The organism is Maribacter dokdonensis DSW-8 (genome assembly GCF_001447995.1).
GTDB lineage: Bacteria > Bacteroidota > Bacteroidia > Flavobacteriales > Flavobacteriaceae > Maribacter > Maribacter dokdonensis.
The window spans coordinates 1,117,708-1,134,686 of the sequence record NZ_LDPE01000001.1 but is presented as its reverse complement, the minus strand read 5'-3'; the positions used below and the strand labels follow the sequence as shown (position 1 = coordinate 1,134,686).

General features: G+C 34.6%; 20 protein-coding genes, 1 rRNA gene and 1 other RNA gene. 10 read left to right on the top strand and 12 right to left on the bottom strand.

All coding sequences use genetic code 11. The features are described from left to right. The first annotated feature begins 87 nt into the window (after positions 1-87). A 5S ribosomal RNA gene (gene rrf / locus I600_RS05000) occupies positions 88-199 on the top strand. 192 nt (positions 200-391) lie between these two features. Further along, entirely contained in the window at positions 392-1,024 is a 633-nt protein-coding gene (trhA, locus tag I600_RS04995) for a PAQR family membrane homeostasis protein TrhA (RefSeq protein ID WP_058103387.1), read from the top strand. 22 nt (positions 1,025-1,046) lie between these two features. Here trhA and I600_RS04990 read toward each other — a convergent pair whose 3' ends face one another. Then, positions 1,047-1,472 (bottom strand): DUF4268 domain-containing protein, encoded by a 426-nt coding sequence (locus tag I600_RS04990; protein WP_058103386.1) that lies wholly within the window; start codon positions 1,470-1,472, stop codon positions 1,047-1,049. Then, on the bottom strand, positions 1,473-2,144 hold the full coding sequence (locus I600_RS04985) for a ZIP family metal transporter (RefSeq protein WP_058103385.1): 672 nt from the start codon (positions 2,142-2,144) through the stop codon (positions 1,473-1,475). Positions 2,145-2,237: 93 nt separating this feature from the next. On the opposite strand from I600_RS04985, the gene I600_RS04980 reads away from it, so the two are divergent. Together I600_RS04980 and I600_RS04975 are read left to right on the top strand one after the other, a co-directional pair. Next, positions 2,238-3,407, top strand: a complete 1,170-nt coding sequence (locus I600_RS04980) for a THUMP domain-containing class I SAM-dependent RNA methyltransferase (RefSeq protein ID WP_058104282.1) — start codon at positions 2,238-2,240, stop codon at positions 3,405-3,407. After that, positions 3,404-3,634, top strand: a complete 231-nt coding sequence (locus tag I600_RS04975) for a hypothetical protein (RefSeq protein WP_058103384.1) — start codon at positions 3,404-3,406, stop codon at positions 3,632-3,634. Before I600_RS04980 ends, I600_RS04975 begins: the two co-directional genes overlap by 4 nt. Here I600_RS04975 and I600_RS04970 read toward each other — a convergent pair. From I600_RS04970 to rlmD, 3 genes are read right to left on the bottom strand one after another with little or no spacing between them, the layout of a single operon-like run. After that, on the bottom strand, positions 3,629-4,417 hold the full coding sequence (locus tag I600_RS04970; RefSeq protein WP_058103383.1) for a DUF6048 family protein: 789 nt from the start codon (positions 4,415-4,417) through the stop codon (positions 3,629-3,631). The two genes, I600_RS04975 and I600_RS04970, sit on opposite strands and share 6 nt — an antisense overlap. After that, positions 4,398-4,904: a DUF6452 family protein gene (locus tag I600_RS04965; protein ID WP_058103382.1), complete on the bottom strand. Its 507-nt coding sequence runs from the start codon at positions 4,902-4,904 to the stop codon at positions 4,398-4,400. The genes I600_RS04970 and I600_RS04965 overlap by 20 nt, the downstream gene beginning before the upstream one ends. Before the next feature lies 1 nt (position 4,905). Next, on the bottom strand, positions 4,906-6,318 hold the full coding sequence (rlmD, locus tag I600_RS04960) for a 23S rRNA (uracil(1939)-C(5))-methyltransferase RlmD (protein ID WP_058103381.1): 1,413 nt from the start codon (positions 6,316-6,318) through the stop codon (positions 4,906-4,908). 218 nt (positions 6,319-6,536) lie between these two features. Here rlmD and rocD point away from each other — a divergent pair, with 218 nt between their 5' ends. Further along, positions 6,537-7,784: an ornithine--oxo-acid transaminase gene (gene rocD / locus I600_RS04955; RefSeq protein WP_058103380.1), complete on the top strand. Its 1,248-nt coding sequence runs from the start codon at positions 6,537-6,539 to the stop codon at positions 7,782-7,784. Positions 7,785-7,834: 50 nt separating this feature from the next. Here rocD and I600_RS04950 read toward each other — a convergent pair whose 3' ends face one another. From I600_RS04950 to I600_RS04940, 3 genes are read right to left on the bottom strand one after another with little or no spacing between them, the layout of a single operon-like run. Next, on the bottom strand, positions 7,835-8,146 hold the full coding sequence (locus tag I600_RS04950) for a CCC motif membrane protein (protein WP_058103379.1): 312 nt from the start codon (positions 8,144-8,146) through the stop codon (positions 7,835-7,837). 4 nt (positions 8,147-8,150) lie between these two features. Further along, a complete protein-coding gene (locus I600_RS04945) occupies positions 8,151-8,477 on the bottom strand; it encodes a CCC motif membrane protein (protein ID WP_058103378.1) in 327 nt (108 codons plus the stop codon). A 15-nt stretch (positions 8,478-8,492) separates the two neighbouring features. Next, on the bottom strand, positions 8,493-8,798 hold the full coding sequence (locus I600_RS04940) for a DUF2752 domain-containing protein (RefSeq protein WP_058103377.1): 306 nt from the start codon (positions 8,796-8,798) through the stop codon (positions 8,493-8,495). Positions 8,799-8,857: 59 nt separating this feature from the next. On the opposite strand from I600_RS04940, the gene I600_RS04935 reads away from it, so the two are divergent. Then, complete coding sequence (locus I600_RS04935) at positions 8,858-9,400, top strand: Smr/MutS family protein (RefSeq protein WP_058103376.1); 543 nt, start codon at positions 8,858-8,860, stop codon at positions 9,398-9,400. A gap of 4 nt (positions 9,401-9,404) precedes the next feature. Here the strand turns inward: I600_RS04935 and I600_RS04930 are convergent, their stop codons facing one another. Continuing rightward, positions 9,405-9,911, bottom strand: coding sequence for a hypothetical protein (locus I600_RS04930; RefSeq protein ID WP_058103375.1), 507 nt, complete (start codon positions 9,909-9,911; stop codon positions 9,405-9,407). Positions 9,912-10,014: 103 nt separating this feature from the next. On the opposite strand from I600_RS04930, the gene I600_RS04925 reads away from it, so the two are divergent. Continuing rightward, the gene (locus I600_RS04925; protein WP_058103374.1) at positions 10,015-11,160 is read left to right on the top strand and encodes a cysteine desulfurase family protein; all 1,146 of its coding nucleotides are present in this window, start codon (positions 10,015-10,017) and stop codon (positions 11,158-11,160) included. Here the strand turns inward: I600_RS04925 and I600_RS04920 are convergent, their stop codons facing one another. Genes I600_RS04920 through I600_RS04910 form a run of 3 tightly spaced genes read right to left on the bottom strand, consistent with a single transcriptional unit; the run spans position 11,161 to position 15,986 of the window. Further along, on the bottom strand, positions 11,161-11,814 hold the full coding sequence (locus I600_RS04920; protein ID WP_058103373.1) for a hypothetical protein: 654 nt from the start codon (positions 11,812-11,814) through the stop codon (positions 11,161-11,163). 9 nt (positions 11,815-11,823) lie between these two features. Then, the gene (locus tag I600_RS04915; RefSeq protein WP_058103372.1) at positions 11,824-14,289 is read right to left on the bottom strand and encodes a TonB-dependent receptor; all 2,466 of its coding nucleotides are present in this window, start codon (positions 14,287-14,289) and stop codon (positions 11,824-11,826) included. A 5-nt stretch (positions 14,290-14,294) separates the two neighbouring features. Next, positions 14,295-15,986 carry a M23 family metallopeptidase gene (locus I600_RS04910; RefSeq protein WP_058103371.1) on the bottom strand — a complete coding sequence of 564 codons (1,692 nt, stop codon included), beginning with the start codon at positions 15,984-15,986 and terminating at the stop codon, positions 14,295-14,297. 198 nt (positions 15,987-16,184) lie between these two features. On the opposite strand from I600_RS04910, the gene I600_RS04905 reads away from it, so the two are divergent. The 3 genes from I600_RS04905 to ssrS all read left to right on the top strand — a co-directional run bounded on the left by I600_RS04905 (position 16,185) and on the right by ssrS (position 16,952). Further along, positions 16,185-16,475 (top strand): hypothetical protein, encoded by a 291-nt coding sequence (locus tag I600_RS04905; RefSeq protein ID WP_058103370.1) that lies wholly within the window; start codon positions 16,185-16,187, stop codon positions 16,473-16,475. 13 nt (positions 16,476-16,488) lie between these two features. Continuing rightward, positions 16,489-16,785: a cell division protein ZapA gene (locus I600_RS04900; RefSeq protein ID WP_058103369.1), complete on the top strand. Its 297-nt coding sequence runs from the start codon at positions 16,489-16,491 to the stop codon at positions 16,783-16,785. A gap of 56 nt (positions 16,786-16,841) precedes the next feature. Then, a non-coding RNA gene (gene ssrS / locus I600_RS18920) (6S RNA) lies at positions 16,842-16,952 on the top strand. Positions 16,953-16,979: the final 27 nt, after the last annotated feature.

Sequence of the window (16,979 nt, the reverse complement as noted above, 5' to 3'; positions counted from 1 at the left end):
ATGTTTCTTTCCTTTATAGGAATCCTGTTCCATTCATGTCAACGATATTGCGGCGAAGGCCGCGGTCGGCAATGTCCGATCCAAAACTTAGGTGGCCATGGCGACGGGGCCCACCCCTTACCATTCCGAACAGGGAAGTTAAGACCGTTTGCGCCGATGGTACTGCTATACCAAGTGGGAGAGTAGGTAGCCGCCTTTTTCGAAAGCCCCTTACAGTAATGTAAGGGGCTTTTTTTATACCTTAAAGTCAAGGACTGCCAAAATATCCTTTCAATAATTACCGTAGCATTATCAGATATTATTTAATAGACTTAATTTTGGCGCAAATAGATAATAAGTATTGCTATATGTGCCAAAAGCATATGATAAGGATTAAGTTAAAATAATCGTTATGCCATATCTAAATTCGTTAGAAAAGGAAGAAAAATTTAATGCCATTTCACATGGTGTCGGTGCCGTATTGGCAATGGTTGGTATGATTGTTTTAATCAACGCTAATAGTCATAAATCGGTATATGCAACATTAGGTATTATTATTTACAGTATATCCTTAATTAGTATGTTAACAGTGTCTACAATCTATCACGCTGTTGAAAATAGAATTTGGAAACTAAGGACCAGAATTCTTGATCATATTAATATATACTATCTAATTGCCGGAACATATTCCCCTGTGGCACTTATAACTCTTATTAATGGTAATGGATGGTTGATATTTGGAACGGTATGGGGAATTGCAGCTGTGGGGACTATTTTAAAGTTGTTTTTTACTGGTAAGTTTGAAATTATATCATTGTTGCTATACTTAGCTATGGGATGGTTGATAGTATTAGATTTTCAAAATTTAGTAGATAATACGTCTGAAAATGGAATTAATTTACTTATGCTAGGTGGTGCTTTCTATACTATTGGGATAATTTTTTATGCCGTTAGAAGAATCCCCTATAATCATTTCATATGGCATCTTTTTGTCCTGTGCGGTGCAATAAGCCATTGGTTTTTCATCTATCGAGATGTAGTCTAATAGATTCAACAATAGAATGTAATTATGAATCTATGATGTCTTTATACTCTTCATAAAACCTTTCTATCTGTAGCATGTTCTGGTTTAAGAATACCATCGTTTCTCTCCAAGTATTCTTGTTGTGTATAGATACATGGTTTAGCTCTACATAAATTCTTGATATCTCTTTTTTGTTTTCTAGTAAATAGAAATCTTCGAAGGTAGCTTCATGTAAATAATCATTTAGTAAAATTGATTTTAGGGCAACTAATTTATCCCATACTCTTATTCGTTGTTCAAAATCTGAATCTACATCTATAGATACTATAGCCCTTTTTAAATCAAAATGAAATTTAAAAGATAATCCCTTAACTTCAGTTTTATATAAAGTCCATTTATTTGGAAAGGATTTTCCAAATGCAATCCAAAATTCTTCTCGTAGTTTTCTCGATTCTTCTTTACTGAACATTTATAAATAATAAGCAATGGTGATACCTAGTATAATTACCAAAAGTTTTCGAAGATTGAATTTATGACCTTCAGAACTTTCAAATAAAATTACTGTTGATATATGTAAGAATACGCCAATTACTAAAGCATTTAAATACATGTCGTACCTTGATAGAATAGTTGTTGTATGGGCTAATAAAGTGCCGATAGGAGTCATTACGGAAAATAATAGCATAAAAAAAGCAGCATGTAGTGGCTTAATGTTTGAGCCTAAAAGAAAAATGCTTAAGATTATTGCAATTGGAATTTTGTGAATTAATATACCGTATATGATGGTGTCATTTGTGCCTATTGGAAGACCTTCTAGCAATGAATGTATACAAAGACTAAAAAAAAGTAACCATGGAAAGTTCTGACTTTCCTTGGAAATGTGCACATGACCGTGTTCAGCTCCTTTTGAGAAAAACTCTAAGAAAATTTGAAATAGTATGCCCAACATAATAAAAACACCAATAGATTTTGGGTTGGTATTTGCGTATACCTCCGGTAACATTTCAAAAATTGTTAGGGCTAACAGAAATGCTCCACTAAAAGCTAATAAAAGTTTAAAGGACTCATTTTTTTTGGGTTTTGCAACAACCACAAAAAGAAAACTGATAAGTACTCCTAGAATAGGTAATATATAAATCATGTGTTGCTGATAAACCTTTTATAAAAGGAAATAGGTCATAAATTAAACAGGCGTCAAAATTAGCGTATTTTTGTGGTTCGAGAAAAAATGAATATGGGTAATAATTTTAAGATGGTCGCTAAGACCTTATTCGGATTTGAGGAACTTTTATCTAAAGAGCTAAGAAATCTTGGTGCAAGTAATGTTGTAGAAGGTGTTAGAAATGTATCTTTTGAAGGAGATAACGGATTTATGTATAAGGCTAATCTTTGTTTGCGTACCGCAATTAAAATAATTAAACCTATACATTCATTTGGAGTTAGGGATGAAAATGATCTTTATAAGAAAATCTATGCAATGGACTGGACGGAATATCTTTCTGTCAGTGAAACTTTTGCAATAGATGCTACGGTAAATTCAGATCAGTTTACGCATTCATTGTATGTGTCTCAAAAAACTAAAGATGCTATTGTAGATAAGTTTAGAGATACTGATGGTACTAGGCCAGATGTTGATGTTAAGGATCCAGATTTACGTATTAATATTCATATTCACAATAATGAATGTAATGTATCATTGGATAGTTCTGGTTATTCATTACATAAAAGAGGATACCGTACAGCTACTAATATTGCTCCTATCAACGAGGTACTTGCCTCAGGTTTACTTTTGTTAAGTGGTTGGGACGGTCAATGTGATTTTATGGATCCTATGTGTGGTAGTGGTACTATGTTGACAGAAGCGGCTATGATAGCATGCAATATACCTGCAAATATTAATAGAAAGAGTTTTGCTTTTGAAAAATGGACAGATTTTGATGCTGAACTATATGAGAAGATTGTAGAATCTAGTTTGAAGAAAACAAGAGAGTTTCATTTTAAGATTATTGGATATGATAAAGCACCTTCAGCAATAAGAAAGGCACAGGATAATATAGAAAATGCTCATTTAGAGGATTATATTACCGTTGAAAGAAAAGATTTTTTCAGAACTACCAAACAAACCGAAGGACCTTTACATATGTGTTTTAACCCTCCTTATGGCGAACGTTTGGATATAGAGATGGAAAATTTTTATAGTGCTATTGGAGATACTTTAAAACAGGGATATCCAGGAACCAATGCTTGGTTTGTAACTAGTAATTTACCTGCCTTGAAATTTGTGGGTTTACGGCCTTCTAGAAAAATAAAGGTTTTTAATAGTCACCTAGAATCTAGGTTGGTAAAATACGAGATGTATGAAGGTAGTAAAAAAGCTAAACATCAAAACAGAACTGAGAAATGAAATTAAAACACAAAGTATTAGTTTTTAATTTTTTAGCTTTCGCAATACTTTTTATTGTTTTCCGTGTTGTATTGTATATGACTTTAACAATTAGTTCAATTTATTTATCTGTATTTGCCGCAATTTTAGCATCATTTTTAGCCCCTAAGTTTGCTGTAGCCAAAATTGAAGGTGTTGAAAAAATTGTAATGAAATGGATTTTTACCAAAGGGTTTAAGGTTTTATAAACCTTCGTTCTGTCTTGGTGGCGGACTTTGGGGTTCGGTTGAACTTTCAACTTTTTTCTTTGCTTTGTTCTTCTTTTTGTAAAGAGGCAAGAAGTATGAGATGCTGAAGTTGTATCCAACACCAAAATTACTATCCCAAGTAACTTTATTAAAGCCGGGAACCCATAGGTTTGGAAAACGTTCATCTTCTTTTTGGCTAAGAATGAGTCCTAAGCGCACACTAGCGCCAACATACACATTATGTAATAATTCTACTTTAGTACCAAATACACCTTCTAGCCAGGTTGCTGAAAGCCCTGAGAAGTTCTCGGGAGTATCAGAACCATTGGCGAAATCATCCGGATTCCAGTATCTATTGGTGTCAAAATACTGGTAGTTATTTAAAGTATTGTCAAACGTACTGAATGCCAATCTACCTCCTATGTAAATAAGGTTACGTTCACCATACCAATTTGCATAGTTGTTTTTGTTGACCCCTATCTTAATGTAGTTTCCTGAAGTTGTAAAATTGTAAAGATCTTCTTGTCTTGTTTTTTCTTCACTACCTAATTCTGCCGCTAAATACAAATTTTGTGTTAGTCGGTAATCGGCTACAATTTCAAACCCTGTATAATTATCATCTAAAGAACCAGTGATTATCCTACTTAAATCTATACCTAACCTAAGTCCATAATATTGTTTGTGTTCAACCGTGTCTTTAGGGTTAAGGTCTATAGGTTTATTTTGACCTAATACGGTAACCGTAGTTAAAAGTACTATAAGACTAATGAAATATCTTGACATGTGTAGAATCTGAGTTGGTGACTAAAGACTGTGTGATTTCTATATCTTGAATCCAATTATCGGTATCTGCTGTTACATTTGCTGTTAGTTCATCATAATTGACAATAAAACCGCATCCGCGTGAAAGAAAATCTTCAATTCTGGAATAAGAGAAATTAATGGTGTCCAGGTTTCCTGTTTCGGCACCATCATCATCAGACGCTGAGCTATTAATTAATATAAAGCTAGTACTGTCTTCATCTGTTTTTAGTGGTATAGAAATGGTGCTCAAATTACTGCGGTCTGTAACCGTATTTACGGTTATTGTTTGTCCTACACCAACAACCCTTAAAGTTGAAACTTCTTTTAAGGTGGATGTATCTTCGGCGTCGTAAAATTCTATGACCAACAAAGGAGTGTCACCTTCTACGCAGATATCATCTTTTTCACAAGATGAGATAAAGATTATTCCTAATAATAGTAGTAACCCGATGTGAATTTTTTTCATTTTAGGCTTTCTTTTCTAAAAGTACAACATTTTCTACATGATGCGTTTGCGGAAACATGTCTACAGGCTGAACCTTTGTAATGGTATAAATTTCCTTCATCAGTTCTAAGTCTCTTGCTTGTGTGGCGCTATTGCAACTCACATAAACTACTTTTTTAGGCGCAATGTTCAATATTTGCTGTACTACTTCTTTATGCATGCCATCACGAGGTGGGTCTGTAATAATAACATCTGGCACACCGTTTTGAGCAATAAACTGTTCATTGAAAACATTTTTCATATCGCCAACAAAAAAATCTACGTTTTCAATTTTATTTCGCTCTGCATTTGCCTTGGCATCTAAAATAGCTTCTGGGACAGATTCAATTCCAATTACTTTTTTAGCTTTTTTTGAAACAAATTGAGCAATGGTTCCTGTGCCTGTATATAAATCATATACCAATTCATCACCTTTTAAATCTGCAAAATTTCTGGTGATCTTATATAACTCATATGCTTGTTCTGAATTCGTTTGATAAAAAGATTTGGCGTTTATCTTAAACTTCAAGCCTTCCATTTCTTCGAATATATGGTCTCTACCAGAAAAACAGATAATTTCTTGATCGTATATGGTATCATTCTGTTTTGGATTGATTACATATAACAAAGATGTTATCTCTGGGAATGTTTTAGAAAGATGATTTAACAGCAACTCCCTTTTCTCTTTGTCATTTTCAAAGAATTGTACCAAAACCATAATTTCGCCAATAGATGATGTTCGTAACATTAATGTACGTAACATTCCATATTGGTTTCTTGGATTAAAAAAGGTTAATCCATTTTCAATCGCAAATCTTTTTGTTTCTAAACGAATTGCGTTTGATGGGTCTTTTTGAAGATGACATTTTTTAATGTCCAATATTTTATCCCACATGCCTGGTATATGAAAACCCAAGGCATTTTTGTTGTCAATTTGTTGATCAGATTGAATTTCGTCAAGAGTTAGCCAACGGCTATCGGAAAACGAAAATTCCATTTTATTTCTGTAAAAATATTGTTGCTCTGAACCAAGTATTGGTGTAAGCTCTGGTAAATCTAAATGCCCAATTCTTTTAAGATTGTTTTCTACTTCTTTTTGCTTATAAAAAAGTTGATGCTCATAGCCCATATCTTGCCACTTACAACCACCACATACATTAAAATGCTGACAAACTGGATCAACCCTTTTGTCGGAAAGACTATGGAAATTGATCGCAGTGCCTTCAAAATAAGCTTTTCGCTTTTTAGTGGTTTGTACATCTACCACATCACCTGGTACAGTGTTGTTCAGGAAAATTACTCTACCATCTGGAGCTTTACCTATGGTTTTGCCTTTGGCAGCAGCATCGGTAACGGTTACATTTTCAAAAACTAAACGTTTCTTCTTTTTTCGCATAGCGCAAAAATAATGGGTTTCTTTGGATTGGGAATATAGTTAGTGATAGTATTAACAAGATATTGAAACGTTTTAGCGTAAATTTTATGATTCATATTATAAATTTGTACTTTTGAAATTCTACAAGGATGATTTCTCTCCCACGCTGAATTTTCGACTCTTCGAAAGGAAAAAGGTATAGAAGGAATTGCTAAAGTTTTATTTAAAGTAATTTTATCATGTCAATTTTAGAAAACATCACATCTTCTAAAGATGCTATTGCATTAGAAGATAAACACGGAGCACACAATTATCACCCATTACCTGTTGTATTAAGCAAAGGTGAAGGTGTTTATGTATGGGACGTTGAAGGTAAAAAGTATTATGATTTTCTCTCCGCGTATTCTGCAGTTAACCAAGGTCATTGTCATCCAAAGATTGTTAATGCAATGACAGAACAGGCAAAGACCCTTACCTTGACCTCAAGGGCATTTTATAATGATATGCTTGGCAAGTATGAAAAATATGCTACGGAAACTTTTCATTTTGATAAGTTGTTGCCTATGAATACCGGTGCTGAAGCTGTTGAAACGGCACTAAAAATTTGTAGAAAATGGGCGTATGAGGAAAAAGGAATTGTAGAGAACAATGCTGAAATTGTTGTTTGTGAGAATAATTTTCATGGACGAACAACTACCATAATTTCTTTTTCTAACGATCCTGTTGCCCGAAAGAATTTTGGACCGTATACAGACGGATTTATTAAAATAGAGTATGATAATCTTTCGGCTCTAGAAGAAGTTTTAAAATCAAACACGAATGTTGCAGGTTTTTTAGTGGAACCTATACAAGGTGAAGCAGGAGTTTACGTGCCTTCTGAAGGTTATTTAAGCGGAGCCAAAGCATTATGCGAGAAGTATAATGTACTATTTATTGCAGATGAAGTACAAACCGGTATCGCTAGAACCGGTAAAATGATCGCTGTAGATTATGAAGAGGTAAAACCAGATATTCTTATTTTAGGTAAGGCATTATCAGGAGGTGCATACCCAGTTTCTGCTGTTTTAGCAGATGATAGGATTATGGGAGTTATTAGACCAGGTAACCATGGAAGTACTTTTGGAGGTAACCCTATAGCGGCTGCTGTTGCCATAGCTGCTTTAGAGGTGGTAAAGGAAGAAAAGTTAGCCGAAAATGCTTTTGAACTTGGTGAACTTTTTAGAGATGAACTTAATAAGTTTATTCCGCATACAGATTTGGTAAATAGTGTTCGTGGTAAAGGTTTATTAAATGCTATACTTATTAACGACAGTGAAGATAGTTCTACTGCATGGGATATTTGCATGGCACTTAAAGAAAATGGTCTACTTGCTAAACCTACACACGGTAATATTATAAGATTTGCACCGCCATTGGTGATGACAAAAGAACAGCTTTTGGATTGTGTTTCAATTATAATTAAAACACTGAAAGAGTTTAAAAATTAATAATAAAAAAATCCCCGATGTAAGTCGGGGATTTTTTTTGATTATTGTTTTTATTGAAAATCTGCAGTAGTAAATAATGCGATGATCAATCCAAAATAAAGAATACAAAATATCAGATAAATTAGCGATAATGCTAAACCGATATAAGAGAGAATTCTTCCCGTATTAATATTTTCGTATCCTCTATAATTACCAGGGTTTGCTTCAAAATAACGCTTTGCGTTTTTAGCATTGCTCAAACCTATAAAGCTGAATATAGCCCCAAAAGGCCCACAACAGAAAAGGGTTAATACAATAGATAAAATGCCAAAGGTCAATGCATTGCTAGAGCCTGGTATTTGTTGATATTCGGAATTGTTCATTTAATTATTGTGAATATTGTTCAGACATAATTCTAACTTGTTCCATATATGCATCCCAACCTCCAATGCTCATTATACCATAGATAGAATATGCTAAATATAAAATTCCTAATACCAAAACGACAATTGAAATGGTTTTAGTCGTTTTTAAGGTACTGTAGTTGGAATAGTTTTCCGGATTTTCCTTGTATAGTTTTTCGTCTTTTGATGCTAAGAAAAATGCTATCCCGCCTAAAATAATACCAGGTAGCCCGCCTATACAACAGCAGACAAATCCTATAATAGAAAGAACTAAGGCTATTGTTACGTTGGGTAATTTTTGTTGTTCCATAATGTAAAGGTTTAATTAAATGAATTTTAAAATGTAATTGGTTAATATAAAACCTACGGTACATACCGCAAGAGTAATGGTAATATGATTAGAATATTTAATGGGAAAAAATTTGTTGACTCCTAAGAAGGTAAATAATGCTAGCATAGGGTAAATTGCAGGATACATTAAAAAAGCGGAAACAAATTCGCCCTTGCTCAAAAATAATAAAGAACGTTGCAATCCACATCCAGGGCAATCTACGCCAAGCAACTGTTTAGTAAAACAGGGCAGCATAAAATTTTCCAATGCTAAAAAAAGAATTAATGCCTTTACGCGCATCTGTAAATTAATTAATAGTCGGAAAATTACCATTATTTTTGTGTTTACAAAACAAAAACATGTCTCAATTTAAGATTGGCGATACCGTAGAAACTATAGATGATGTTATAAAGGGCGTTGTCGAATCTGTTATTGATGATACTGTTACACTCATAAGTGAAGACGGTTTTCCTTTAACATTTACAGCTAGTGAACTTGTATTGGTTTCTAATGAGATAAGGGTCAGTAATTATGAAGTTGCCAAGATTAAAAAAGAAAAAGAATTACCTAAGCGAAAAAAAACAACTGTTCTAAAGCCAAAAGAGCGTACTGCACCAAAAATGGAAGTTGACCTCCATATAAATCAGCTTGTTAAAAACCCTAAATCTATGAGCAAGTTTGATATGCTGAATCTACAATTAGATACCGCTAAAAGGCAGTTGGACTTTGCCATTAATAAACGCATACAAAAAGTAGTTTTTATTCATGGTGTGGGTGAGGGGGTGTTAAAAGAAGAACTAGGTTATTTGTTCAGAAAATATGACAATGTTAAATTCTATGATGCGGACTACCAAAAATATGGCTTGGGCGCTACAGAGGTATATATTTTCCAGAATTATTAAGTAGTTACTCTATAGATGTGGTTACCGTACCAAATTCATTGATCTGTAAATCTGTAATTCTACTACCGTTCTCATTTAAGAAGGTAACACCACTTAGTTGAATGGTATGGGTAAACAAGGTGTCGTTCTCTGTTGTGGTCGTAACAAATATAGTGCCGCCTTCGGCTTCGATCTCTTCTGAAACAGTGGGGGTTATTGGTGGTGGTGAGTCACAAAAATAACTACTGGTAACGGTCTCTGAAAAAATTCTGTAAGTAACTTGTGAGCTACCGGGCACGGCGCTTTCCCTATCCGTAGTAGTTGCTGAGTTTTGAATTAGAGAACTGGCCAAAGTTAAAATTAAAGCTTCATCATCATTTATCTTGAAAACAACATTTTCTACATTGACCGTAATTTCATCACAAAACTCTATTTCGTCAATACTATCAAAATCTACGGTTTCTATTTGTAAATCGCCATCATCGCAAGCCAACAACAAAAACAAGCTGCCAAGTAAAAGATATTTTTTCATAGATCAAATTTAATTTAAAATTTGGAAATCTGTCTGTTGCATTACGGTCATTTATAGGTTAATTAACTATTTTTGCCCTTTATTTATTTAAGAGTACGCATATATGAAACATGTATATTTAGATAACGCAGCAACTACTCAAGTACACCCAAATGTTATAGCTAAAATGCAAGAGGCTTTGGCGGTTTATGGCAACCCTTCTTCAACGCATAGTTTTGGTAGAACGGCTAAAACAGCTATTGAAAGTGCGCGTAAAACCATTGCTAAATATATGAATGCCCAACCTTCTGAAATAATATTTACTTCTGGTGGTACCGAGGCGGATAATATGATTCTAAGATGTGCCGTACGTGATTTAGGGGTTACGACTATTATTACGACAAGAATAGAGCACCATGCTGTTTTACATACCGTAGAAGAATTGGAGGAGAAAGGGCTAATAAAATTATTATATGTTGATCTTGATGCCTATGGAAATCCAGATTTAGCACATTTAGAATCTTTATTGCAAAAAGATGATTCTAAAAAATTGGTGAGCCTAATGCATGTTAATAATGAAATTGGGAATAAGATAGACTTAGAGGCAATTACCCTATTAAGCAAAAAGTATGGGGCTTTGGTGCATTCTGATACTGTACAATCTTTAGGACATTATAATTGGGATGTAAAAGCTTTTCCTATTGATTTTTTGGCTGCTGCAGCTCATAAATTTCATGGTCCAAAAGGTGTTGGTTTTGCTTTTATTCGAAAAAATTCTGGTCTTGGGTGTATGATTTCGGGCGGTTCTCAAGAAAGAGGCTTACGGGCAGGAACAGAATCATTCCATAACATTGTAGGTTTGGAAGAGGCTTTTAAACATGCCTATGACAATTTGGACACAGAAAAGAAATATGTAGAAGATTTAAAGTCTTATTTTATAGATCAGGTGAAGTCTGCTATACCAGGTGCCAAATTTAACGGACACTCTGGAGATTTGGAAAAAAGTACTTATACCTTAGTTAATGTTTGCTTGCCAATTGAAGAAGAAAAGGCTATGCTACTGCTATTTAATTTAGATATGAAAGGTATTGCTTGTTCTAAAGGTAGTGCTTGCCAATCTGGTAGTGATATGGGCTCTCATGTACTAACACAAATTCTAAATGATGAAGATATGAAAAAGCCTTCTGTTCGTTTTTCATTTTCAACGTACAATACAAAAGAAGATATTGATTATACCGTCAATGTTCTTAAAGAAATAATTGAAGCGTAATTAGCTCTTGTTTCTATCGCGTTTGCGCTCTCTTTCGTACGGAAATTTTCTAATAGCTAATTTCATCATACGATCAATAAGATCGGTAGTGTTTTTACCTGTCTTTTTATTTATTTCTTTTTCATACTTCCATAGAAGTTTGCCGGTATTGCCATCACTGATCTTTATACCTATTCTTCCATAATTGGCACCACCAGAGAAGTAATCTGTAAAACTGAATTCTGTAGGTACTCCGTTGGACAATAGTATATTTAGATCTAACGTACCGCTTATGATGCCATCTACACCCAATATTTCACTTAACTCTTTGGTGGTGTATACATCAATATTCTCATAGCTTATATTTTTCTTAGCTAATATCGCAGCGGTATTTTCTATGTTTTGAAAGGTTACCGGTAATTTTTTCTTTTTACTTCGTTTAGAAAAATAGGTTTCAAGGGCATTTTGTACAGCATACCCTTCATTTTCTTCTAATCTCTTTTGTTCAGATTTAGATACTTTCTCATTAAGATCTAAATTGGTGAGAAAAGGTATGATCGCCAAAACCTGATGGTCTTCACTTAAGTGGTCAAAATTTGGACTCTCGTAAATGTTCTTTTGAGCTACGACTGTTAGGGTAGAAGTAAGTGCTATTAAGAAAAGTAATCTTTTCATTTTTATTTTTTATAGGCGAATTCCCAGTCTTAAATTTAATACTCTAGATGTAAGGTAGTTTGGAACGGCAAATTCATTTTTGCTATCCGCATCCCTTACCCAAGTATTGGTAATTGAATTCTGATTGTTGAAGAGATTAAAAATTTCAAAACCTAAACTCAATTCTTTAAAACTATGAAGCCAATGTGTACTTGAATATTGTTTGTCCTTGTTTGCAAAAATATAGGAAATTCCCAAATCTGCACGTTTATAATCTCTTAATCTATTCTGAAATATATATGGGTCCGCATAACTAGGAGAACCACCTGGAACACCGGTCTGGTATACCAAATTTAAATACATCTTAAAATCAGGAATGGTGGGTATGTAATCTTGAAAAAGAATGCCAAATTTAAAGCGTTGGTCGGTTGGTCTAGCTATATAACCTCTATTATCTCTATTTTCCTCTGTTTTCAAATAGCCTAGGCTAACCCAAGATTCGGTGCCCGGAACAAAAGCACCATTTAGTCGTACTTCTGCACCGTAGACATAAGCTTCGGTATCATTTGTTGCCGTATACCTAATGCGTACATCTTCTAGTGAATATGGATTTACATTGTTCAATTTTTTGTAGTACGCTTCGCTTATGAGTGTAAAAGGACGGTCCCATAATTGAAAACTATATTCATTGCTTGCTACCAAATGAAATGCCTTTTGTGCCTTTACATTAGGTTGTATAGTGCCAGTGCTATCTCTTAGTTCCCTGTAAAACGGGGGTTGGTGGTAAATGCCCGTAGAAAGTTTGAACAACATGTCTTTTTCCCAATTTGGTTTGATGGCAAATTGTGCCCTTGGGCTAACTACTGTTTGTGATACCTTATCAACACCGGTACCACTAACTGTCCAATGATGAGAGCGTAATCCTGCATTATAGTAGATATCTGTATTGTTCCAAGTTTTGTGGGTGCCAATTTGAATATAACCAGAAAAACGATTTGTTTTCACAAAGTTTAAAGCACTAAGACCATTATAAGCGACTAAAGGGGCGTCAAACGGTTCTGCAGGCTGGTTGTTCGTGAATTCTGCTCGTGGAGGTCTAATGGAATATCCGGCGGAATCTATAAACTCAGATTCTCTTAGTTGATCTCTTATATCCTCGTGCGTATATTTTACGCCCCATTCCAAAAGCGAGTTGTTTTTGGTGTGGTTCCCTTTATGTTCTAAGTTGAAAATTAGAGCATCGAGATCGTTTCTTGTTCTATTGAATTGTGACCCAATACCACGAGACGTTAAAACTTGGCCTGCGGTATCGCTATTTAAATTACTATCTATATCGCCCAGTTCATAAGCGGCAATTACATCTGAGTATTCCTCTTCTGTAGTATGATAGATTGATGAAATAAGTTTTATTGTCGTGTTTTCATCTAAAAAATAACTGCCTTTTAAAGCTGCTAAAGCAGTATTGTACTTGTTTGTTTCCTGTCCCTCATAATAAACGATTAAGGCTTGTGGGTTGTCTATAGTGCCAAAATTGGTTTGTCTATTAATGGGTTCATTCTTGTAATCGTTGACCGAAATATTTCCTAGAAAATTGAATTGAAATTTGGGTGAGACATGGTAGGTTAAATAGCTTTGGACATCAGTGAATGAAGGGTTAAAATTGCTTTGTGTTTGTTGACTATTTACTAATAATGCATTGTTTCTATAGCGAATTCCTGAAACCGAACTTAACTTTTTGTTTTTAGAGATCGTTTCTAAACTGGCACTAGCACCCAAAAAACTTAAATCTGCACGCAGGGAAAATAGGGTAGGCGTTTTATACTTAATGTCAAGTACAGAGGACATTTTATCTCCATACTTGGCTTGAAAACCTCCTGCAGAAAATTTTACATTTTGAACAAGGTCGCTATTTACAAAACTTAACCCTTCTTGCTGCGCAGAACGAATTAAAAATGGTCTGTACACTTCAATTTCATTAACGTAGACCAAATTTTCATCATAGTTACCGCCTCGCACAGCGTATTGGGTACTCAACTCATTGTTAGAAGATACGCCCGGTAATAGTTTCAGTATGGTTTCAACACCAGAATTTGCGCCAGGAATTTTTCTGATTTTTTCTGGGGTAATGTTCAGAATATTATTGGTTGTTCTTTCTCCTGTAGCGGTAACGGTAACACCATCTATTTGGGTGACATCACTTTTTAAAACCGGATTGAATTCAAATGTTTCGTTCGTAGTTAGGATTAAATTTTCAAGAACTACATCTTTAAAGGCTACGTGAGAAAAGGAAATCGTATTTTCCTTATCCGCTATAATTTCCAGAAGGTAAAATCCGTCCGAGTCGGAAATTGTACCCAAATCCTTGGCCGTAATGTTCACATTGGGCAGCGGTTTATTGTTCTCATCTAATACAACACCCGAAATAGTAGCGTTCTGAGCAAAACCAATGGTGCTGCACAGCAGAATTATAAGGTTTTGTACATTGCTAAGTTTCAATTATTCTATTTTCTATAAAACGAAGTGGTCAAGGTATTTTCATTACCTACATTATCAGTAACGGTAACTTTAAGTACGCATTGCGTTTGGTCAGCAATCTTATCGTCAAAATTATACGTTAGCGTATTACGTTTTGGTTCGTATTCCATTAAAATCCATTCACCGTTCAAAGTTGCCTTGTAAGTATCTACACCACTAAGGTCATCTGCAATTTGAACACTTAGATATTTATAATTGTTCAACCACTGCTTTTCTTTGAAATTTTTGGTTCTAATGGTTGGTGCAATAGTGTCTTTTGCTAAAGTATAGGTTCCTAAATTACGGGTACGAGTGGTAAATTCATTACCTCGTTTATAGGTGTTTGCGTGGCTAGGTCGTAGTTTAGAGTCTAACCTGGCAATGAATAACTGTTTTTGCTCTTCTTTTGAATATTTGGAAACATCAAAAGTTATTGTGAAATTTCTATGTGCAGGCACCGTATTGGTGTGTATGGTAACCGTGTCTTTTCCTTTTTTTAAGTCGATATAAAAATCTTCATAGAACGTGTTGGCAGGGAAATATACCTTGGCACCGTCCAAATCAAAATTATTAGGCCTTTTTGCTGTAATATAATTATCTGTGGTCATCGTTTCTTTTTTGTTGCCCAAAAGATTTTTCTTGCCCGTAACCGGTATGTTCATAACAAGTTTATTGCCTGCAAAATCCTTGATCAATAGTTTTGCGTTGTAGCTTAGACCCTCGTTTACTTTTATTTTTCCGTCATTGAACAATTCTTTATAAATACTTAAATTGTTACCTGGGGATTTAAAACTTTTTTGAATGCGCTGCCTATTTCTGCCATAGTAATCATAGTCTATTAAGGTGTTGATATACCTAGTTTCACCAAAGGAGAACGATTCAAAATCGTATAACGAGTACACTTTTCCGTTAACACTGAGTTCTACACTGTAAACGCCATTTTTATTAGCGGCCATATCCAATCGGTCAAAACCAACAAAGCCTATGCCAATATCACCGAGCGCAGTTACGTCATCTGCTAAAAAAGAACCATCACTTTGTCTTTTGAAATTGACTTGGGTTCTGCTATAGTTACCGTTTACATGAGATTGATCGGTTAGTGGGTACACAAATAGCTTCTCTAAAATCGGGTTAGTAGCATCTGCAACATCCATACCGTAGAGTAGCGGGTTGGTAGGTTTTTCAGAAATACTACTTCTTATCTCAAAATGCAAGTGCGGACCGGCAGAACCACCAGTGTTTCCGCTATAGGCAATTAGTTCTCCCTTTGAGACCTTTAATTCGCCATAGTCGGGAAAAACTTCTACCTCAAATGATTTTTTATCGTATTGTATTTTTTTGATGTATTCTTCAATGGAAGGAGAAAATTTTTGAAGATGACCGTAAACAGAAGTATAGCCGTTAGGGTGTGCAATGTATAATACCTTGCCATAGCCCCAAAGAGAAACTTTAATTCTAGTTATTGTACCATCACCAATTGAATTTATAGGTATACCTTCTCTTTGCTGTGTTTTTATGTCTACACCAGAGTGAAAGTGATTAGAACGCAGCTCGCCAAAAGTACCTGCCAAAATGATAGGTATGTCCATAGGTGGGGCAAAAACTCCTTTAGGATAATCTTTTTGAGCAAAAAGGGCAAAACAAAATAAAAAAAGCAGGCTTGTTGAGATTTTTTTCATAGGTAGAATGCAATACTGCGAAAATAAATAATCATTGACAATTCTATGAAGAACCTGTCGCTAAAATTAATATAAAGTAAAAGCGTTTTGCATAAGCAAAAATCAATTAAGATTTTATGAACTACGAATATTTCACAAAACTATTGCTAAGTCATAATATGTATGTTAACTTTGTGTAAATCGCATTGACGGTAATGTATGAGCGAATTAATTAAAATCGTTGATTCTTTAGAAAATAAAATTAGCAAGCTGTTGCATAAACTTGAGGTTTTGAACAATGCTAATATTGAATTGGAAAGAGAATTACGTACAATAAAATCTTCTCAAGAGAACGCTAGTAAAACAGTTTCTGAATGGGAAGAAAAATATAATTCGCTTAAACTTGCAAACTCAATGCTTGGCAGTAATACCAATAAAACAGAAGCTAAGCTTAAAATAAATACATTAATACGAGAGTTGGATCATTGTATAGCCCAATTATCGGAGTAATGTTTATAATAATATGTCAGATAAGCTCAAAATAAAACTTTCTATTGCTGACAGGGTGTATCCATTAACAATTGACCCCTCTCAAGAAGAAGGCTTGCGTAAAGCGGCCAAGAACATAGAACAGTTGGCTAAAAAATTTGAGCAGAACTATGCAGTTAGGGACAAACAAGATGTTTTGGCAATGTGCGCCTTACAATTTGCGTCTAAAATTGAACAGAATGGCATAGAGCAAGTAGAGGGTACCAAAGAGGCTGAAGAACGTTTAAAAGCGCTTGAAGACTTGGTAAATTCTAAATTAGCTTTTAAATAAAAACGTTCTTATAAATACATTAAGTTACTGCCCACATTGGTAATACCTTTTGACAAACTCAACATTTATTTTTTTTAAAAAGGGTGAGTTTAGATTGTAAAAGCAGGCCCTACTCGTATAGGGATCCTTGATCAGTCTGTTAGCCCTAAACCTGTTTACCGGAGTTTGATCAAAACTTCTCCAATGTGGGCTTT